The organism is Microbacterium sp. NPDC059771 (assembly GCF_042732495.1).
In the GTDB taxonomy this organism is placed as follows: domain Bacteria; phylum Actinomycetota; class Actinomycetes; order Actinomycetales; family Microbacteriaceae; genus Microbacterium; species Microbacterium sufflavum.
Genome location: NZ_JBHWHK010000001.1, coordinates 68,282 through 84,926, shown reverse-complemented (window position 1 = coordinate 84,926; position 16,645 = coordinate 68,282). Strand labels below are relative to the sequence as shown.

Genomic DNA, 16,645 nt, shown 5'->3' with positions numbered 1-16,645 from the left:
CCTCGCGCCTCCGACCTCGCTCCGCGGGTCTCGCTCCGCGGGTCTCGCTCCGCGACTCAGGCGCGCGCGAAGTCGAGCGAGGGCTCGTCGTCCACCGAGAGGGACAGCACGACCGCCTCGATCGCGTCGTGCGCCTCGATCCGCCGCTCCACCTCGCGCAGCCGACGCGCCACGTCGTGCTCGCGCGCGTCGCCCGACAGGTCGACCTCGGCCACGAGGAACAGCCGGTTCGGCCCCACGTACTCGATGTGCAGGTAGGTCACCCGTTCGATGTCGTCCAGCCCCAGCAGAGCCGTGCCGACCCGCGAGCGCAGGGTGGGGGAGACGCTCGTGCCGACGAGGAATGCGATGTTGCGTCCGATCAGGATCACCGCGACCACCCCGAGCAGCACGCCCACCAGGATCGAGCCGATCGCGTCCCAGGCGGCCACGCCGGTGAGCTGGTGCAGCAGGATCGAGCCGCCCGCGAGGACCAGGCCGACGAGGGCCGCTGAGTCCTCGAAGAACACGGCGCGGAGGGTCGTGTCGCTCGTCTCCAGCACGAAGTCCCATGTGGAGCTGCCGCGCTCGCGCGCCAGGCGGCGGGAGCGGATCATCGCCTGCGTGAATGAGGCCCCCTCGAGCACGAACGCGATACCGAGGACGACGTAGGCGACGACCGGGCTCTCCACCGGCCCGGTGTCGGACAGCTCCTGGATGCCGTGCATGATCGACACGATCGAGCCCGCGGTGAAGATGCCGAACGCGGCGATCAGCGACCACACGAAGGCGTTGCGGCCGTAGCCGAGCGGATGCCGCGCGTCTTTGGTCTTCGCGCCGCGCCGGTCGGCGATCAGCAGGAACACCTCGTTGCCCGCGTCCGCCCAGGAGTGCGCGGCCTCGGCGACCATCGACGCGGACGAGGTGATGACCGCGGCCACCGTCTTCGCGATCGCGACGAGCACGTTGGCGAGGAAGGCGAGCAGCACGGTCACCCCGGTCACGCTACTCCTGCCCCGCGGGGCGGTCGCGTCCTAGCGCGGAGCCTTCACCGGCAGCAGCAGGAGGAACCCGGCGATCAGCACGATCACGATGCCGAGGATGCCGAACGCCGTCTGCGCGGTCAGGGCGATCAGCACGGTCCAGGCGGCGGAGGCCATCCAGCTCGCCGCCCGTCCCGTCGTCGCGTACAGGCCGAAGATCTCGCCCTCGCGGCCGGCCGGGGTGACGCGGGCCAGGAAGGACCGCGCGGCGGCCTGCGCCGGTCCGACGAACGCGCACAGGATGAGTCCGCCCACCCAGAACACGATCGCGCCGGCGTCGCGCAGCAGGAAGACCGCGAGCCCCGCGACGATCATGGCCGCGATCGAGCCGAGGATGATGCGCTTCGGGCCGAGGCGGTCGTCGAGTCGTCCGGCCAGGATCGTCGACACCCCCGCGACGAGGTTCGCCGCGATGCCGAACACGATGATGTCCTGCGTGCCGAACCGGAACACGGCCGTGCCGATGATCGCGCCGAACGCGAACACCCCGCCCAGGCCGTCGCGGAACACCGCGCTGGCGAGCAGGTACCAGAAGGTCGAGCGGGTCTCCGGGTCGCGGTACAGCCCCACGACGTCCTGCACCAGCAGCACGTACGACCGGAAGAAGCCGACCTTCCGCTCCGGGCGGCCGAGCGACGGTTCCGGCACGTTGAGGAAGATCGGGATGGCGAACACGATCGCCCAGACCGCGCAGCCGACCGCGATCAGGCGGTACGCGAGTCCGTTGTCGGTCGGCATCCCGAACCAGTCGAAGGTGTCGAGCACCACCACGATCACGAGCGCGATGATGCCGCCGAGGTACCCGAAGCCCCAGCCGAGGCCCGAGATGCGTCCGACGTTCTTGGGGTTCGCGATGCCGATCAGCATGGCGTTGGAGTTGACCGCTGCGATCTCGCCGAACACCGACCCGGCGGAGATCAGCGCCACGCCCACCCAGAACAGGGCGGGGACCGGCTCGACGAACCACAGCCCGAACATGCAGAGGATCAGTGCGCCCGTGCCGATGCCCAGCCACAGCTTCTGGCGTCCGGCGGCATCCGCCCGCTGACCGAGCACCGGGGCGAGCAGGAGGATGCCGAAGGCGGCGACCGTGAGGCCGAGACCGAGGCCGGACGCGAGGTCGGCCTCCGCGGCGATCCGTACCGGGTCGTTCTCGTCGAGCGCGGCGACCTCGGGCGGCAGGAACGAGGGGCTAACGAGGTAGAGCGCCGTGAACACGAACGTGAGGATCACCGTGTTGAACGGCTGGGTCGCCCAGTCCCACAGGGCCCACGAGTACACCTGCTTCTTCGGGGCGGGGGTCTCGCCGCGCAGGTCGAGGCCGACCACGGCGACGGCTCCGCTGTTCGCGGTCGCTGCGGGCTCCGGTGCGCCGCTGCGGGATTCGGGTTCGCTCATGCTCGCAGTCTGGCGGGGCCCGGTGAACGCCCGGTGACGGCGCGCCGTGTCCCGCGCGGCACCCCGCCTCGACCCACTCCGCCCGGGTCAGAGGGCGGGGCCGCGGCGGATGCGCACCGGGCCGCGCGCGGAGGCGATGTCGACCGGCTCGCCCTTCTGGGTCACCACGACCTCGTCCCGGTCGGCGAGCGCGGCGGTCACGCGGCGCACCTCGTCCATCCGGTTGCGCCAGGCCTCCCCGCCGACGGCTCTGGCGACGTCGCTCGGGCAGATCGACGACCCCTCCCTCTTGCGGGTGAGAGTGCGGATGGCGGCCGCGATGCGCTCCGCGGACTCCTCGGGCGTCGGCTGCTCCCACCACGGGGCGCCGCGTTCGCCGAGGGCGGTCTTCGCATCGTGCACGCGGCGCCGCGCCTCGGGCTCCGCCGCCTTGACGGCGCGCCGCGCGGCCATCAGCTCGTCGACCAGCTCCTGGCGCAGCTTGTCGGGGATCGCCGGGTCGGTCGCCCGCCACCGGCGTCCGTTCACGACGATGTGGTGGCCATCGGGCGTGCGCTCCGGTGCCGTGGCTGTGTCCGGCTCGTCGGGGTGCTCCATGTCGGCAGTGTGCCGCGGCGGGCCCTCCAACGGCAGACCCTTGACGCGCGGCCCTCCGCGTCGGGTGCGGTCGAAGCGCGACGGACACCGGGTGCGTAGGGTCGAGGGATGGCGGCGAGTGCGGGGCGAGGGGGCGGCACGGTCGTGCTGTTCGAGGGGGCGAGCGACCGGCTCGCGTTCCTCGCCGCGGCGCAGCGCCTCGGCGAGACGCTCGACGACCTCGACCTGGTCGACCTCGACGGCATCACGAACCTCCGTTCCCGGCTCGCGGCCCTCCGCGCGGTCGAGCCTGCCGTGCGGGTGCTCGGCCTCTACGACGCGGCGGAGGGCGCGTACGTGACCCGGGTCCTGCGCGACGACGGCGCGATCGACGCCACGGGCGTGCCCGCCGATGCGGGGTTCTTCGGCTGTGAGCGCGACCTCGAAGACGAGGTGATCCGTGCCGCCGGGGTTCCGCTGGTGGAGCAGGCGCTGGCGGCGCGGGGCGAGCTCGGGCGGTTCCGCGTGTTCCAGGGGCAGCCGGCGCAGCGGGGCAGGGTCGTGGAGGATCAGCTGCATCGCTTCGCCGGGACGGCCGCGGGCCGCAAGGCGCGGTTCGCCGCGGACATCGTCGGCCTGCTCCCGCTCGACCGGATGCCGCCCGCGCTGTCGGCCCTGCTCGACGCGGTCCGCCCCGCCGCCTGACCCGCGCTCGACGCGGTGCATGCCGCGTGACCCCCGACCCGGGCGACTTCGCGCTCACTCCGTGCGGAGCGGGCGGAGCGTGCGGGCGTAGTCCTCCTTGAGCACCGCGAGGTGGAGCCAGGCCTCGATCCGGGTCACTCCGGGCAGCGCGCGCAGGCGCTCCAGGCTCGCGTACAGGGCGCCGGCCGAGGGCTCAACGAGTGTCGCGACCGCGTCGAAGCGGCCGAGCGTGCGGGCGGCGAAGTCGACACCGCGACCGCGTCGCAGCTCCTCGATCACGGCCTCGTCGTCGTCGCCGAGGGTCATGCCCACGCCCATCGACAGCTGCCGGTGCGCGAGGCCGCGTGCCTCGACCGCGCTGATCTTGATGACGCCCGCGTCGATGAGCCGCTGCACCCGGGTCGCGACGGCGCTGGGGGAGAGGCGCACCTCTTCGCCGAGCGCGCGGAAGCTCATGCGGCCATCGGCCTGCAGGTGCTCCACGAGGGCTTCGTCGATCGCGTCGAGCGTGACCCCGCCGTGGTACTCCGACACGAAGAACCCCTTGATCACGGTCGAGTAGATGATGGTGTTGATGTCGAGCACGCCCGCGCTGCCGCGGATGCGGGCGAGCAGGTCGTGCAGTTCCGACATCGACCCGACGCGCACCTCGGTCACGATGTCGTGCGCGCCGCCGACGGCCGACACGAGCACGGTCTCGCTCATGTCGCGCAGGTGCTCGGCCACGACCTCGACGGCGCCGTCGGTGCGGATCGACACGTGCGCCAGGACGTGCTGGCCGAGGAAGACCGGGTCCACCGCGGCGACCACGCGCACGGTGCGGTCGGCCAGCAGCGTGCGCAGTCGTGCGGCCACCGCGGCCCTGGACTGCCCGAGCCGCTCGGCCAGGGCGCGGATGCTCGCGCGCCCGTCCTCCTGGAGCGCGCGGATGAGTTCGGCGTCGAAATCCATGGCTGCGTCCCGATCCGTCAGTTTCCCCGGTCTGCACGACGACGCGCGCAGAACCTCAGCGTAACCCCGTGTGCGACCGGCGGGAAGGCCCGCTTTGCGCGCCCAAGAGACCAGAAGTCCAGTGAATCCCCTTTCTCGCTGGAGTTCTGCCCTTGCCGCCGGGTCGTCGCGTCCCTAGCATCGATCGCTATCCGACACCATCCGCGAAGGAGCGGGTCCATGACCACCACCCCCACCCCCCGAAGCGGCGTCCACAGCCGCGCACGCCGCGCCGGCATCGCCGCCTTCGTCGGCACCACGATCGAGTGGTACGACTTCTACGTCTACGCCACGGCCGCCGCCCTCGTCTTCGGCCCGCTGTTCTTCCCGAGCGACGACCCCCTCGCCGAGACCGCCGCGGCGTTCGCGACGTTCGCGGTCGCCTTCCTCGTCCGTCCCCTCGGCGGCATCGTCTTCGGCCACATCGGCGACAAGCTCGGCCGCCGGGTCTCGCTCGTCATCACACTGCTGCTGATGGGCGCCGCGACCGTCCTCGTCGGCTGCCTCCCCACCTACGAGAACATCGGCATCCTCGCGCCGATCCTCCTGATCCTGCTGCGCGCCATCCAGGGCCTCGCGGTCGGTGGCGAGTGGGGTGGCGCCGTGCTCATGAGCGTCGAGCACGCCCCGGAGAAGTCGAAGACGTTCTACGGCGGCTTCACCCAGCTCGGCAACCCCGCCGGTGCGCTGCTCGCCTCGGGCATCTTCGCGATCATGGCCCGCGGCGGCGACACGTTCATCATCGACGGCGGCTGGCGCATCCCGTTCCTGCTGTCGATCGTGCTGATCGCCGTCGGCCTGTGGGTCCGCTACCGCGTGGAGGAGTCGCCGGTCTTCGAGGAGAAGATCGAGGGCCGCAAGCAGTCCATGCCCCTCGCCTTCGCGCTGCGCGTCAACTGGAAGCCGATCCTGCTCGGCATCGGCATCCTGCCCATCTCCACGGGCGGCTACTACCTGGCCACGACCTTCGCCACCGCCTACGCGACCGGCGAGCCCATCGCGATCAGCGAGCAGGTGATCCTCGACGCCATGACGATCGCCTCGTTCGTGGAGTTCGTGGTCACTCTGCCGGTCGCCTGGCTCGGCGACAAGTGGGGCCGCAAGAACGTGATGTACATCGGCCTGATCACCTCGGTGCTGACGTTCGCGCCGTTCCTGCTGGTGATGCCGGGACGGGTCGAGCCGCTCATCTTCCTGCTCGCCTCGCTGGTGCGCATCGCGATGAGCGCGACCTACGCCCCGATCGCCGCGATCCTCGCGCAGATGTTCCGCCCGCAGGCGCGGTACACCTCGATCGCCCTCTCCTACGGCGTGGGCGCCGCGATCTGGGCCGGCTTCTCGCCCTGGTTCGCGACGCAGCTGATCGCCTGGACCGGCAGCGTCTGGTCGGTGATCGCGATGTTCGTCGGCATGGCCGTGATCGCCGGGATCTGCACGCGCCTCGCGCCGCAGCACTCCGACGAGGCACCGGTCACGGCCTCGTTCACCGCCCGGACCGACACCACGGCGAACCGCCTGCCCTGATCGGCTCCGCCTCCCCACCCGCACGACCCCACCGCGAACAGGCTCCTCATGCGCAAGCTCACCCCCTTCGACCGCTCGGCCCAGGCCGCCCCCGCCCTCGTCACCGCCCGCGCCATCCACACCGCGGACGCGGCGGACACCACCGCGACCGCGATGCTCACCGACCGGGGGCGCATCGTCGCCCTCGGCACGGTCGCGGAGTGCGAGGACGTGGCGGCCAGGGCCGGGCTGACCCCGGAGCGCGTCGAGCTCGGCGACGCGGTCGTGGTGCCCGGGTTCGTCGACGCGCACGCGCACCCGCTCATGTTCGGGCAGATGATGACGTGGGTGGACTGCGGGCCGGAGAAGGCGGGCAGCATCCCCGAGATCGTCGCCCTGCTGAAGGCCGCGGCGGCCGGGCTCCCCGCCGGTCGCCCGGTGCGCGGCTACGGCTACGAGCAGCGCAACCTCGCCGAGAAGCGCCACCCCACCCGGTTCGAGCTCGACGAGGTCGCGTCCGACCGGGAGGTGTACCTCATGAACGCCTCGGGTCACGGCGGCGTCGTGAACTCGTACACGCTCGACATCAACGGCGTGGACCGCGACACCCCGAACCCGGACGGCGGCGAGTTCTTCCGCGACGCCGACGGCGAGCTCACCGGGGAGCTGTCCGACGCGGCGTGCAACATCCTGACGGGCGTGCACGGGGTGAAGATCGGCCACCACGGCCCGAACTTCCACCTGGCCGATGAGCCGGAGGAGCACCTGCGGCAGCTCGACGCCGCGACGCAGCGGTTCCTTGCGGGCGGTGTCACCTCGATCGGCGACTGCCAGGTCACGCGCCGCGAGTTCGACATGTACCTGCGGCTCGCGGAGGCCGGGCGGCTGGAGCTGCGCGTGTCGATGTACCTGCTGTCGCATCTGCTCGACGAGGCGCTTGAGATGGGGCTCGTCGGACAGTTCGGCAACGCGCACCTGAGCTTCGCCGGCATCAAGTTCTACGCCGACGGCACCCTCGGCGGCTGGACCGCGTACTTCCCCGACGGCTACGTGGGCGACCCGTGCCGCACGGGCCAGCTGTACCACGAGCCCGCCGACTACGCCGAGCTGATCCGCAAGGCGCACGCCGCGGGGCTCCAGACGGCGACGCACGCGCAGTCGCCCACGGCGATCGAGATGGTCGTGTCGGCGATCGAGGCCGCGCTCGCCGAACGTCCAGATGCGGACGCCCGGCACCGCATCGAGCACTGCGGCCTGCCCACGCCCGAGCAGATCGCGCGCATGGCGACCGCGGGCATCCGTCCCGTCAACCAGACCCAGCACTACTTCAACTGGGGCGAGGGCGTGGAGGAGGCCATCGGCACCCCGGGCGAGCGGTTCAACCCGCTCGGCGAGTTCGAGCGGGCGGGCGTGCCCATGACGATCTCCTCCGACGCCCCGGTCGCCGAGCCGATCCCGCTGGAGGCCATCCAGACGGCGGTCACCCGCGTCACCCGCCGCGGCCACCGACTCGGGCCCGACGACCTGCGCATCTCCGCGCTCGCCGCTCTGCGCGCCCACACGATCGAGGGGGCCGTGTCGATCGGGCGGGAAGATGACCTGGGCTCGCTGGAAGTGGGCAAGCTCGCCGACTTCGCGGTGCTCTCGGACGACCCGCTGGCCGTGCCCGCCGAGGAGATCGCGGCCATCGAGGTGCGCGAGACCTGGGTCGACGGCGTGCGCCGCCACGTCGCCGCCCGCACCACGGCCGCCGTCTGAACGAGGATACGAGCATGAGCGCCGACGCGAACCCCACCGCCCCGTACGCCGACACGGCGGGCCGCGCGGTGCTGGAGACCATCCGCGGCTACGGGGTGACGGCGGTGTTCGGCATCCCCGGCACCCACAACCTGGAGCTGTACCGCCCCCTGGCCGACCTCGGCATCCGCGCCGTCACCAACCGGCACGAGCAGGGCTCCGGCTACGGCGCCGACGGCTGGGCGCAGCAGACCGGGCTCCCCGGCGTCGTGATCACCACGTCGGGCCCCGGGCTGCAGAACGCCCTGAGCGCGATCGGCACCGCGTTCTGCGAGTCGCGTCCGCTGATCGTGCTGTCGCCCGGGGTGCCGCTCGGCGCGGAGTTCGCCGACGTGGGCACCCTGCACGAGACGAAGGACGCCACGGCCATGGTCGGCGCGATCGCGGAGTGGTCGCGCCGGGTGACCACGGCGGCCGAGGGAGTGGAGGCCGTGCACGACGCCTTCCACCTCTTCCGCACCGGTCGCCCGCGCCCCGTGCACATCGAGATCCCGCTCGACGTGCTGGAGGCCCCGGCCGACGTGCCCGCCGCCGCCCGGGCGCCCCGTCCGATGCCCGAGCGCGTGGCCGGTGACCCGGTCGCGCTCGCCGAGGCCGGGCGACTGCTGTCGGCCGCGCGCACCCCGGTGATCGTCGCCGGCGGGGGAGCCGTGGACGCGGTGCATCAGGTGACCGCGATCGCCGAGCGCCTGGGCGCCCCCGTGCTCACCACCCTGAACGGCAAGGGCGTGCTCGACGAGGGCCACCCGCTGTCGCTCGGCTCGAACCTGCGCCTCGCCGCCGCGCGAGCCGTCGCCGAGGCCGCGGACGTGCTGCTCGTGGTCGGCTCGAAGCTCGGGGAGGCGGAGCTGTGGGCCCCGCGCCTCGAGGCCCGCGGCGCTGTGATCCGCATCGACATCTCCCCGGCGCAGCGCGACAAGAACCTCACCGCGACCGTCGGGATCACGGGTGACGCGGCCGCGGTGACCGATGCCCTGCTGCCGCTGCTGCCCGACACGGCCCCGACGCCGCGCGACCTGTCGGCCGAACGGGCCGCGATCGAGGACGAGTCCCGCGCCACGGCCCCCGAGACGGTGGCGCTCGCGGAGGTGATCGCCGCGGCACTGCCCGACGACGCGATCGTGGCGGGCGACTCGTCGCAGATCGTGTACACGGCGCTGGGCAGCGTGCTGCGACAGGAGCATCCGCACTCCCTGCTCTACACGCCCACCTATGCCACGCTCGGCTACGGGCTGCCGGCCGCGATCGGCGCCGCGGTCGCGCAGACCGAGCGCCCCGTGGTCACGGTGATCGGCGACGGCGCGCTCATGTTCTGCGTGAACGAGCTCGTCACCGCGGTCGAGCAGCGCCTCGACCTCACGGTCGTGTGCGTCGACAACGGCGGCTACGCCGAGATCCGCCAGAACGAGGTCGACCGCGGCATGGCCCCGATCGGCGTGGATCTGGTGCAGCCCGACTGGGCCGCGCTCGCCACCGCGTTCGGCGCGACCGGGCGTCGCGTCGAGAGACGCGACGACATCGCCCCGAGCATCCGCGCCGCCATCGCCGCGGGCGGCGTGCAGCTCGTGCACCTGCCGCAGCACGCCCTCTGAGCCCTCGACACCCCGAACGAACAGGAACGAGAAATGACCGACACCATCGGCCCCGTCGACGCCTCCGTGAACCCGCGGTACTCCGGCATCGCCACCTTCGCCCGCCTGCCCCGCATCGAAGACGTGCCGCGCGCCGACATCGCCGTGGTGGGCATCCCGTTCGACTCCGGTGTGAGCTACCGCCCCGGCACGCGGTTCGGTCCGTCGCACGTGCGGGAGTCGTCGCGTCTGCTGCGCCCGTACAACCCGGCGCAGGACGTGTCGCCCTTCCAGCTCGCGCAGGTCGTCGACGCGGGCGACATCCCCGTGAACCCCTTCGACCTCACCGAGGCCGTGACCGAGGTCGAGCGCGCGGCGACGGCGCTCGGCGAGCAGGTGCAGCGCATCGTGACGATCGGCGGCGACCACACCGTGGCCCTGCCGCTGCTGCGCGCCGTGGCCGCGAAGCACGGGCCGGTCGCGGTGCTGCACTTCGACGCGCACCTCGACACGTGGGACACCTACTTCGGTGCGCCCATCACGCACGGCACGCCCTTCCGCCGCGCGAGCGAGGAGGGGCTGATCGACCTCACCGCCAGCTGCCACGTGGGCACGCGCGGCCCCCTCTACTCCAAGCAGGACCTGGAGGACGACGAGCGCCTGGGGTTCTCGATCGTGTCGAGCGAGTACATCGAGGAGCACGGCGTCGAAGCCGCGATCGACAGGATCCTCACGCGCATCGGCGACAAGCCGCTGTACGTGTCGATCGACATCGACGTGCTCGACCCCGCGCACGCCCCCGGCACCGGGACCCCCGAGGCGGGAGGACTCACGAGCCGCGAGCTGCTGCGCATCCTCCGCGCGCTGCGCGACCGCGACATCGTGGGCGCCGACGTCGTGGAGGTGTCGCCCGCCTACGACCACGCGCAGATGACCGGGATCGCCGCGAGCCACGTGGTGTACGAGCTCGTGACGCTGCTGGCCGCCCGCCTGGCCTCCTGACACGACGGCTCAGTACAGCGCCGCGAGCAGGTCGGCGAACAGCTCCTCGGCGTCGCACTCCACGCGGCGCCGCGCGAACCAGTCGCACACGTTCACGCAGTCGCGGTGCAGCAGGTCGAGCCCCTGCGGGTTCGCGATCACGTCCACGATCTGCGGCAGGTCGATCACCCGCACCCGCCCCTGGTGCACGAGCAGGTTGTACGCGGACAGGTCGCCGTGCGCGAAACCCGCCGCGGCGAACACCCGCATGAGCTCGACCACCTGCGCGTAGTGCTCCTGCAGGGTGTCGCGGTCGGCGCGCACCTGCGCGAGCCGCGGGGCTGCGGTGCCGTCGTCATCGCCGAGGAACTCCATCAGCACCTCGGTCCCGCTCACCTGCACGGGGTAGGGCACCGGGGCGCCGAGCTGCCACAGGCGGCACAGCGCCTCGAACTCCGCGAACGACCACTGCGCCGCAGCCACCGCGCGCCCGTGCTCCGACTTGCGGGCCAGGGCCCTGGTGTCGCGGGTGTTCCGGGTGCTGCGGCCCTCCGTGTACACGGCGGAGCGGTGGAAGCTCCGGTTCTCCTCGCCGCGGTAGCGCTTCGCCGCCAGCAGGGTGCGCTGCGCGGGGTCGTCGGGAACGGCGCGTTCGAGCAGGAACACGTCGGCCTCCTTGCCCGTCTTGAGGATGCCGAGCTCGGTGTCGAGCGCGCCCGCCGAGGTCACGACCCACGCGGGCCGCGGCTCGGGGCCGCGCTCGGTCGGGGTGGCGGACGGCCAGGTGGTCCAGCGCTGCCCGTCACCGGGTTCGACGTCGGCGAAGGACAGGGAGGTCTCGAGGGAATCGAAGGGGGAGGCGTCGAAGGACGCGGCTTCCGGGGAAGCGGAGGGATCGGTCACGGTGTGGCTCCGGGAAGGGAGGCCGCACGGCGATCAGGAGCGGGCGGCCTCGAGGGGAAGGTGGTCGGCGAAGGGCGCGACGACGACGGTGTTCATCTCATCGCCTCCTTCCGCTCGGGCTTCCCGGGCGACTCCCGGTGCGACGACGAGCCTACGGGGGTGCGCGGGCGCGTGTCCAGGGTCGGACGATCGGTCGGACGCGGCGGACGACCGGTCGGGCGCGGACGCACGGGCGCCGGAAGGGTGGAACTATGACCACGACTGCCCCCGTCCCCACCGCGGCGCCCACCCGGGCCGACCGCATCCGCTACGGCGGACTCATCGCGCTCATGATCATGGGCTTCCTGCTCGTGACCGCCGAGTTCCTCCCCAACGGTGTCCTCACCGAGATGGCCGACGGCCTCGGGGTCACCCCGGGTCAGGCGGGGCAGACGGTCACGGTCACGGCGCTGGTGGGACTCGTCGTCGCGCCCACGATCGGGCTGATCTTCCCGCGCCTCGACCGCCGGTCGCTGCTGGTGTGGATGGCGCTCGCCGCGGCCGTGTCGAACCTCGTGGTCGCGATCGCGCCGAACCTGCTGCTCGTGCTCGCCGCCCGGTTCCTCCTGGGCGCGGCGATCAGCGCCTACTGGACCATGTCGATCACGGTCGCCGCACGGCTCGCGGGGCCGGAGCACCTGGGCCGCGGGGTCATGTTCACCTCGGCCGGGGTGTCGCTGGCCACGGTCGCCGGGGTGCCGATCGGCGTGATGCTCAGCGAGGTCGTCGACTGGCGGATGGTGTTCGCGCTCGCCGGCGTGCTGATGGTGGTGCTGGCGGTCGCGCTGCGCTGGGCGCTGCCGTCGGTGCCGGCCGAGCGGGCGTCGAGCCTGCGGCTGCTCGTCGACACGGTCCGCCGCCCCGGTATCGGGCTGGGCATGGTCGGGCATGTCCTCGTGGTGCTCGGGCACTTCCTCGCCTACACGTACGTGCGGCTGGCGCTCGAGCGCATCCCCGACGTCGACGCCTCGACCATCGTGGTGCTGCTGGCGCTGTTCGGCGTCGGCGGTCTCCTCGGCAACATCTCGATCGGGCTGGTGATCGACCGGTCGTTCGCGTTCTTCGCCGTGTTCGCGCCGCTCGTGATCGCCGCCGCGGTCATCTCGATGATCCTCTTCTCCGGGTCGATCGTCGGCGTCGGCGTGGTCGTGCTCGTCTGGGGCTTCGTCTTCTCGTCGTGGCTGATCGTGATCAACACGTGGGTCGGGCACCGCATGCCGGATCGCCTGGAGGCGGGCGGCAGCCTCGTGGTCGTCGGGTTCCAGGGGGCGATCACCCTCGCCGCGGGTCTGGGCGGGCTGCTCGTCGACACGCTGAGCGTGGAGCTCGCCTACGTGATCGGCGCGGTGTCGCTGCTCGCGGGTGCGGTGCTGTTCGGCCTGTCGAACCGGCTGAGCACGCGGGGCTGACGGGCCACAGGGCGGCGCCGCCTCCCGCGCGGTTCACAACTCCGCGGTTTCCCGGCGATGTGTCGCCTGCCCGTAGCCCGAGCAGTCGCATCGCCGCGGATCTGCGGAGTCGTGGGCGGCCCGCCATCGAGATCGGGCTGAGACGCGATCGGTCACCGGGACGTCGGCGGCGGGGTCGGCGCTCAGACCAGGGCGGGAGTGCGGGCGGCGGAACGCCAGGACGACGGGGTCATACCCGTGCGGCGGCGGAACGCGCGGCTGAAGCCCTCGTCGGACGCGTAGCCGAGCTCGCGCGACACGTCCGACACGGAGCGCCCGGCGTCGAGCAGGCGCTTGGCCGCGTCGATGCGCACCTCCGTGACGTAGTCGGCGGGGGAGCGGCCGACCGCGACGCGGAACCGCTCGGCGAAGGTGGAGCGCGACATGGCGCCGATGGCCGCGAGGCGCTCGACCGTCCAGTCGCGTCCTGGCTCCTGGTGGATGGCGTCGACCACGCGGTCGAGGAACGGGTCGTTCGACAGCGAGGGCCAGCCCGCGGGTGCGCAGCCGTTGGCGGCCCAGGCGCGGATGACCGACATCAGCACGGTCTTCGCCATCATGCGGCAGATCACGGGGTCGCCCTGCCGGGCGGGGGAGGCCGCGGGGTCGACGACGCCCATGTTCTCGGCGAGCGCGGCGGCCGCGGGCTCGAGCGCGTCGAATCCGGTGACGGTGAGGAACGGCGGCAGGAGGGCGGGCAGCGGTGAGGTGGCGTCGGCGAACTCGAGGTCGACCACCATGAGCGTGGTGTCGCGGTCGGCCTCCAGCACGAACGCAGTGCGGCCGAGGGTGAGGAACGCGTCACCGGCGACCAGGTGGTCGCGGCGCTCGCGGGTCTCGAGGGTGAGGCGGCGGGAGTCGGGGTCGACGCCGAGGCGGCAGCCGTCGCCGAGGGGCGGATGCCCCTGCACGCTGCCGGATGCGAGGTAGACGAGCGTCGTGGGCCCGGCCGGGATCGGGAGCAGCCCTCCGGCGGCGAGCGGGATGCGCCGCGCCACGCCGACCCGCAGCTCCACGGCGTCGAGCACGTGCGAGAGCGCGTCCGGGTCCACTGTCACCATGCCTTCGGCAACGCCCCTCCCTCGTCCGGTATTCCGGTGGGAGCCGCGATTCGGCGCCCGAGGACGGCGCGGATACTCTGGAGGGGTACCCCACCCGAGGAGTCCCGTGTTCCGCACCCCTGGCCGTCTGTACCGTGTCCTGGCGATCGCGGAGGCGATCACCTGGACGATCCTGATCGCCGCGATCATCGCCAGGGCGGTCGGCGCCCCCGGGGTCGTGGTCACGGTCGGCGGCGGCATCCACGGCTTCGTGTTCCTCGCCTATGCCGCCACGGCCGTGCTGGTGGCGCTCAACCAGCGCTGGCACCCGGGCGTCGGCGTACTGGCGGTGGCGAGCGCCGTGATCCCCTACGCCACCATCCCGATGGAGATCTGGCTGCACCGCTCCGGTCGGCTGCGCGGCGACTGGCGGCTCGACCCCACCGACGACCCCCGCGACCGCCGCTGGTACGACCGGCTGATGCGCTGGTTCCTCCGCCGCCCGTGGGTGCTCGCGGTGCTGCTGGTCGTGGGCATCGTCGCGCTCTACGTGATCCTGCTGCTGATCGGTCCTCCCGGCGGCAAGTGAGCCGGATCCGGACTGGTTCCGGATCCTCTCCCTCCGGCCCCATGGGGGTCCGGACACTCCGTCGACCCCGGCGATACAAAGTTGAGCCGAGCCATATCAAGTTTGTTTGACACGGTCGCGGGCCGGGAGTACACTTGAGCCATCGCGACTCAGGTTTCCCTGATCGCCGCAGGTTTTCCGAACCACAACAGACTTCCCAACAAAGGAGAGAACACATGGCACGTGCTGTCGGTATCGACCTCGGAACCACCAACTCCGTCGTCAGCGTCCTCGAGGGCGGCGAACCCAAGGTCATCGCCAATGCCGAAGGCTTCCGCACGACCCCCTCGGTCGTGGCCTTCACCAAGGACGGGGAGGTGCTCGTCGGCGAGACCGCGAAGCGCCAGGCCGTCACCAACGTCGACCGGACCATCGCCTCGGTCAAGCGCCACATGGGCACCGACTGGACCTTCGACGTCGACGGCAAGAAGTGGACGCCGCAGGAGATCTCCGCGCGCATCCTCCAGAAGCTCAAGCGCGACGCCGAGTCGTACCTGGGCGACACCGTGACCGACGCGGTCATCACCGTCCCCGCGTACTTCAACGACGCCGAGCGCCAGGCCACCAAGGAGGCCGGTGAGATCGCGGGCCTCAACGTGCTCCGCATCATCAACGAGCCGACCGCGGCGGCCCTCGCCTACGGCCTCGACAAGGGCAAGGAAGACGAGCTCATCCTCGTCTTCGACCTCGGTGGCGGAACCTTCGACGTCTCCCTGCTTGAGGTGGGCAAGGACGACGACTTCTCCACCATCCAGGTGCGCGCCACCGCCGGTGACAACCGCCTCGGCGGAGACGACTGGGACCAGCGCCTCGTCGACTACCTGATCAAGCAGTTCAAGGAGACCACGGGCGTCGACGTCTCGGGCGACAAGATCGCGCTGCAGCGCCTCAAGGAGGCCGCGGAGCAGGCCAAGAAGGAGCTCTCCAGCTCCACCTCGACCAGCATCAACCTGCCGTACCTGTCGCTGACCGAGTCCGGCCCGGTGTCGCTGAGCGAGACCATCACCCGCGCGAAGTTCGAGGACCTCACGAAGGACCTGCTCGACCGCACCAAGAAGCCGTTCGAGGACGTGATCCGCGAGGCCGGCATCAAGGTGTCCGACATCGACCACATCGTGCTCGTGGGTGGATCGACCCGCATGCCCGCCGTCGCCGAGCTCGTCAAGCGCGAGACCGGCAAGGAGGCCAACAAGGGCGTGAACCCCGACGAGGTCGTGGCCGTCGGTGCGGCTCTGCAGGCCGGTGTGCTGAAGGGCGAGCGCAAGGACGTCCTGCTCATCGACGTCACCCCGCTCTCCCTCGGCATCGAGACCAAGGGCGGCATGATGACCAAGCTCATCGAGCGCAACACGGCCATCCCGACCAAGCGCAGCGAGACCTTCACCACGGCCGACGACAACCAGCCGTCCGTGGCGATCCAGGTCTTCCAGGGCGAGCGCGACTTCACGCGCGACAACAAGCCGCTCGGCACGTTCGAGCTCACCGGTATCGCCCCGGCTCCGCGCGGCATCCCGCAGATCGAGGTCACGTTCGACATCGACGCCAACGGCATCGTGCACGTGTCCGCGAAGGACAAGGGCACCGGCACCGAGAAGTCGATCGTCATCTCCGGCGGCTCGTCGCTGTCGAAGGAAGACATCGAGCGCATGGTGCGCGAGGCCGAGGAGCACGCCGCCGAGGACAAGGCGCGCCGTGAGGCCGCCGAGACCCGCAACCAGGCCGAGACCCTGGCGTACTCGATCGAGAAGCTGATCTCCGAGAACGAGGACAAGCTCCCCGACGACGTCAAGACCGAGGTCAAGGGCGATGTCGATGCCCTCAAGACGGCCCTGGCCGGCGACGACGACGAGGCCGTGAAGACCGCGTTCGAGAAGCTCAACCAGTCGCAGTCCAAGCTCGGCGAGGCGATCTACGCCTCCTCGCAGGCGGATGCCGCCGCCGGCGCTTCGGCTGACGGCGAGGCCCCGGCCGGTGACGCCCCCTCCTCCGAGGAAGACGTCATCGACGCCGAGGTCGTCGACGACGAGGACGAGAAGAAGTAACC

The 16,645-nt window shown here is 71.7% G+C and carries 14 protein-coding genes; 8 read left to right on the top strand and 6 right to left on the bottom strand.

Going from position 1 to position 16,645, the window contains the following annotated elements; translation table 11 throughout:
• Positions 1-56: 56 nt before the first annotated feature.
• From ACFV3I_RS00385 to ACFV3I_RS00375, 3 genes are all read right to left on the bottom strand, one after another.
• A complete protein-coding gene (locus ACFV3I_RS00385; protein WP_136028733.1) occupies positions 57-974 on the bottom strand; it encodes a cation diffusion facilitator family transporter in 918 nt (305 codons plus the stop codon).
• A 39-nt stretch (positions 975-1,013) separates the two neighbouring features.
• A complete protein-coding gene (locus ACFV3I_RS00380) occupies positions 1,014-2,420 on the bottom strand; it encodes an MFS transporter (RefSeq protein ID WP_136044335.1) in 1,407 nt (468 codons plus the stop codon).
• Positions 2,421-2,507: 87 nt separating this feature from the next.
• Positions 2,508-3,017, bottom strand: coding sequence for a DUF3253 domain-containing protein (locus tag ACFV3I_RS00375; RefSeq protein ID WP_378822145.1), 510 nt, complete (start codon positions 3,015-3,017; stop codon positions 2,508-2,510).
• A 108-nt stretch (positions 3,018-3,125) separates the two neighbouring features.
• Between ACFV3I_RS00375 and ACFV3I_RS00370 the strand changes: the two genes are divergently transcribed.
• Entirely contained in the window at positions 3,126-3,701 is a 576-nt protein-coding gene (locus tag ACFV3I_RS00370) for an ATP-dependent endonuclease (protein ID WP_136036427.1), read from the top strand.
• A 54-nt stretch (positions 3,702-3,755) separates the two neighbouring features.
• Here ACFV3I_RS00370 and ACFV3I_RS00365 read toward each other — a convergent pair whose 3' ends face one another.
• Complete coding sequence (locus ACFV3I_RS00365; protein ID WP_136028719.1) at positions 3,756-4,652, bottom strand: Lrp/AsnC family transcriptional regulator; 897 nt, start codon at positions 4,650-4,652, stop codon at positions 3,756-3,758.
• Positions 4,653-4,871: 219 nt separating this feature from the next.
• Between ACFV3I_RS00365 and ACFV3I_RS00360 the strand changes: the two genes are divergently transcribed.
• Genes ACFV3I_RS00360 through speB form a run of 4 tightly spaced genes read left to right on the top strand, consistent with a single transcriptional unit; the run spans position 4,872 to position 10,564 of the window.
• Positions 4,872-6,215 carry an MFS transporter gene (locus ACFV3I_RS00360; RefSeq protein ID WP_136028718.1) on the top strand — a complete coding sequence of 448 codons (1,344 nt, stop codon included), beginning with the start codon at positions 4,872-4,874 and terminating at the stop codon, positions 6,213-6,215.
• A 48-nt stretch (positions 6,216-6,263) separates the two neighbouring features.
• On the top strand, positions 6,264-7,952 hold the full coding sequence (locus ACFV3I_RS00355; protein ID WP_136028717.1) for an amidohydrolase: 1,689 nt from the start codon (positions 6,264-6,266) through the stop codon (positions 7,950-7,952).
• Between the two features lie 14 nt (positions 7,953-7,966).
• Positions 7,967-9,583 (top strand): thiamine pyrophosphate-binding protein, encoded by a 1,617-nt coding sequence (locus tag ACFV3I_RS00350; protein WP_378822144.1) that lies wholly within the window; start codon positions 7,967-7,969, stop codon positions 9,581-9,583.
• Between the two features lie 33 nt (positions 9,584-9,616).
• Positions 9,617-10,564, top strand: coding sequence for an agmatinase (gene speB, locus ACFV3I_RS00345; RefSeq protein ID WP_136028715.1), 948 nt, complete (start codon positions 9,617-9,619; stop codon positions 10,562-10,564).
• 9 nt (positions 10,565-10,573) lie between these two features.
• Here the strand turns inward: speB and ACFV3I_RS00340 are convergent, their stop codons facing one another.
• A complete protein-coding gene (locus ACFV3I_RS00340) occupies positions 10,574-11,446 on the bottom strand; it encodes a serine protein kinase RIO (protein ID WP_378822143.1) in 873 nt (290 codons plus the stop codon).
• Positions 11,447-11,697: 251 nt separating this feature from the next.
• Here ACFV3I_RS00340 and ACFV3I_RS00335 point away from each other — a divergent pair, with 251 nt between their 5' ends.
• The gene (locus tag ACFV3I_RS00335) at positions 11,698-12,894 is read left to right on the top strand and encodes an MFS transporter (protein ID WP_378822142.1); all 1,197 of its coding nucleotides are present in this window, start codon (positions 11,698-11,700) and stop codon (positions 12,892-12,894) included.
• Positions 12,895-13,076: 182 nt separating this feature from the next.
• Here the strand turns inward: ACFV3I_RS00335 and ACFV3I_RS00330 are convergent, their stop codons facing one another.
• Positions 13,077-13,994, bottom strand: a complete 918-nt coding sequence (locus ACFV3I_RS00330) for a helix-turn-helix domain-containing protein (RefSeq protein ID WP_378822141.1) — start codon at positions 13,992-13,994, stop codon at positions 13,077-13,079.
• A gap of 106 nt (positions 13,995-14,100) precedes the next feature.
• On the opposite strand from ACFV3I_RS00330, the gene ACFV3I_RS00325 reads away from it, so the two are divergent.
• Both ACFV3I_RS00325 and dnaK read left to right on the top strand, forming a co-directional pair.
• Positions 14,101-14,562 (top strand): DUF3817 domain-containing protein, encoded by a 462-nt coding sequence (locus ACFV3I_RS00325; protein ID WP_136044707.1) that lies wholly within the window; start codon positions 14,101-14,103, stop codon positions 14,560-14,562.
• A 215-nt stretch (positions 14,563-14,777) separates the two neighbouring features.
• Positions 14,778-16,643: a molecular chaperone DnaK gene (dnaK, locus tag ACFV3I_RS00320; RefSeq protein ID WP_378822140.1), complete on the top strand. Its 1,866-nt coding sequence runs from the start codon at positions 14,778-14,780 to the stop codon at positions 16,641-16,643.
• Positions 16,644-16,645: the final 2 nt, after the last annotated feature.

What these genes read in the sequence shown, in the direction of transcription:
- ACFV3I_RS00360 (WP_136028718.1), top strand. Translation starts at nt 4,872, where the DNA reads ATGACCACCACCCCCACCCCCCGAAGCGGCGTCCACAGCCGCGCACGC.
- speB (WP_136028715.1), top strand. Translation starts at nt 9,617, where the DNA reads ATGACCGACACCATCGGCCCCGTCGACGCCTCCGTGAACCCGCGGTAC.
- ACFV3I_RS00335 (WP_378822142.1), top strand. Translation starts at nt 11,698, where the DNA reads ATGACCACGACTGCCCCCGTCCCCACCGCGGCGCCCACCCGGGCCGAC.
- ACFV3I_RS00330 (WP_378822141.1), bottom strand. Translation starts at nt 13,994, where the DNA reads ATGGTGACAGTGGACCCGGACGCGCTCTCGCACGTGCTCGACGCCGTG.
- dnaK (WP_378822140.1), top strand. Translation starts at nt 14,778, where the DNA reads ATGGCACGTGCTGTCGGTATCGACCTCGGAACCACCAACTCCGTCGTC.
- ACFV3I_RS00355 (WP_136028717.1), top strand. Translation starts at nt 6,264, where the DNA reads ATGCGCAAGCTCACCCCCTTCGACCGCTCGGCCCAGGCCGCCCCCGCC.
- ACFV3I_RS00365 (WP_136028719.1), bottom strand. Translation starts at nt 4,652, where the DNA reads ATGGATTTCGACGCCGAACTCATCCGCGCGCTCCAGGAGGACGGGCGC.
- ACFV3I_RS00370 (WP_136036427.1), top strand. Translation starts at nt 3,126, where the DNA reads ATGGCGGCGAGTGCGGGGCGAGGGGGCGGCACGGTCGTGCTGTTCGAG.
- ACFV3I_RS00380 (WP_136044335.1), bottom strand. Translation starts at nt 2,420, where the DNA reads ATGAGCGAACCCGAATCCCGCAGCGGCGCACCGGAGCCCGCAGCGACC.
- ACFV3I_RS00350 (WP_378822144.1), top strand. Translation starts at nt 7,967, where the DNA reads ATGAGCGCCGACGCGAACCCCACCGCCCCGTACGCCGACACGGCGGGC.
- ACFV3I_RS00375 (WP_378822145.1), bottom strand. Translation starts at nt 3,017, where the DNA reads ATGGAGCACCCCGACGAGCCGGACACAGCCACGGCACCGGAGCGCACG.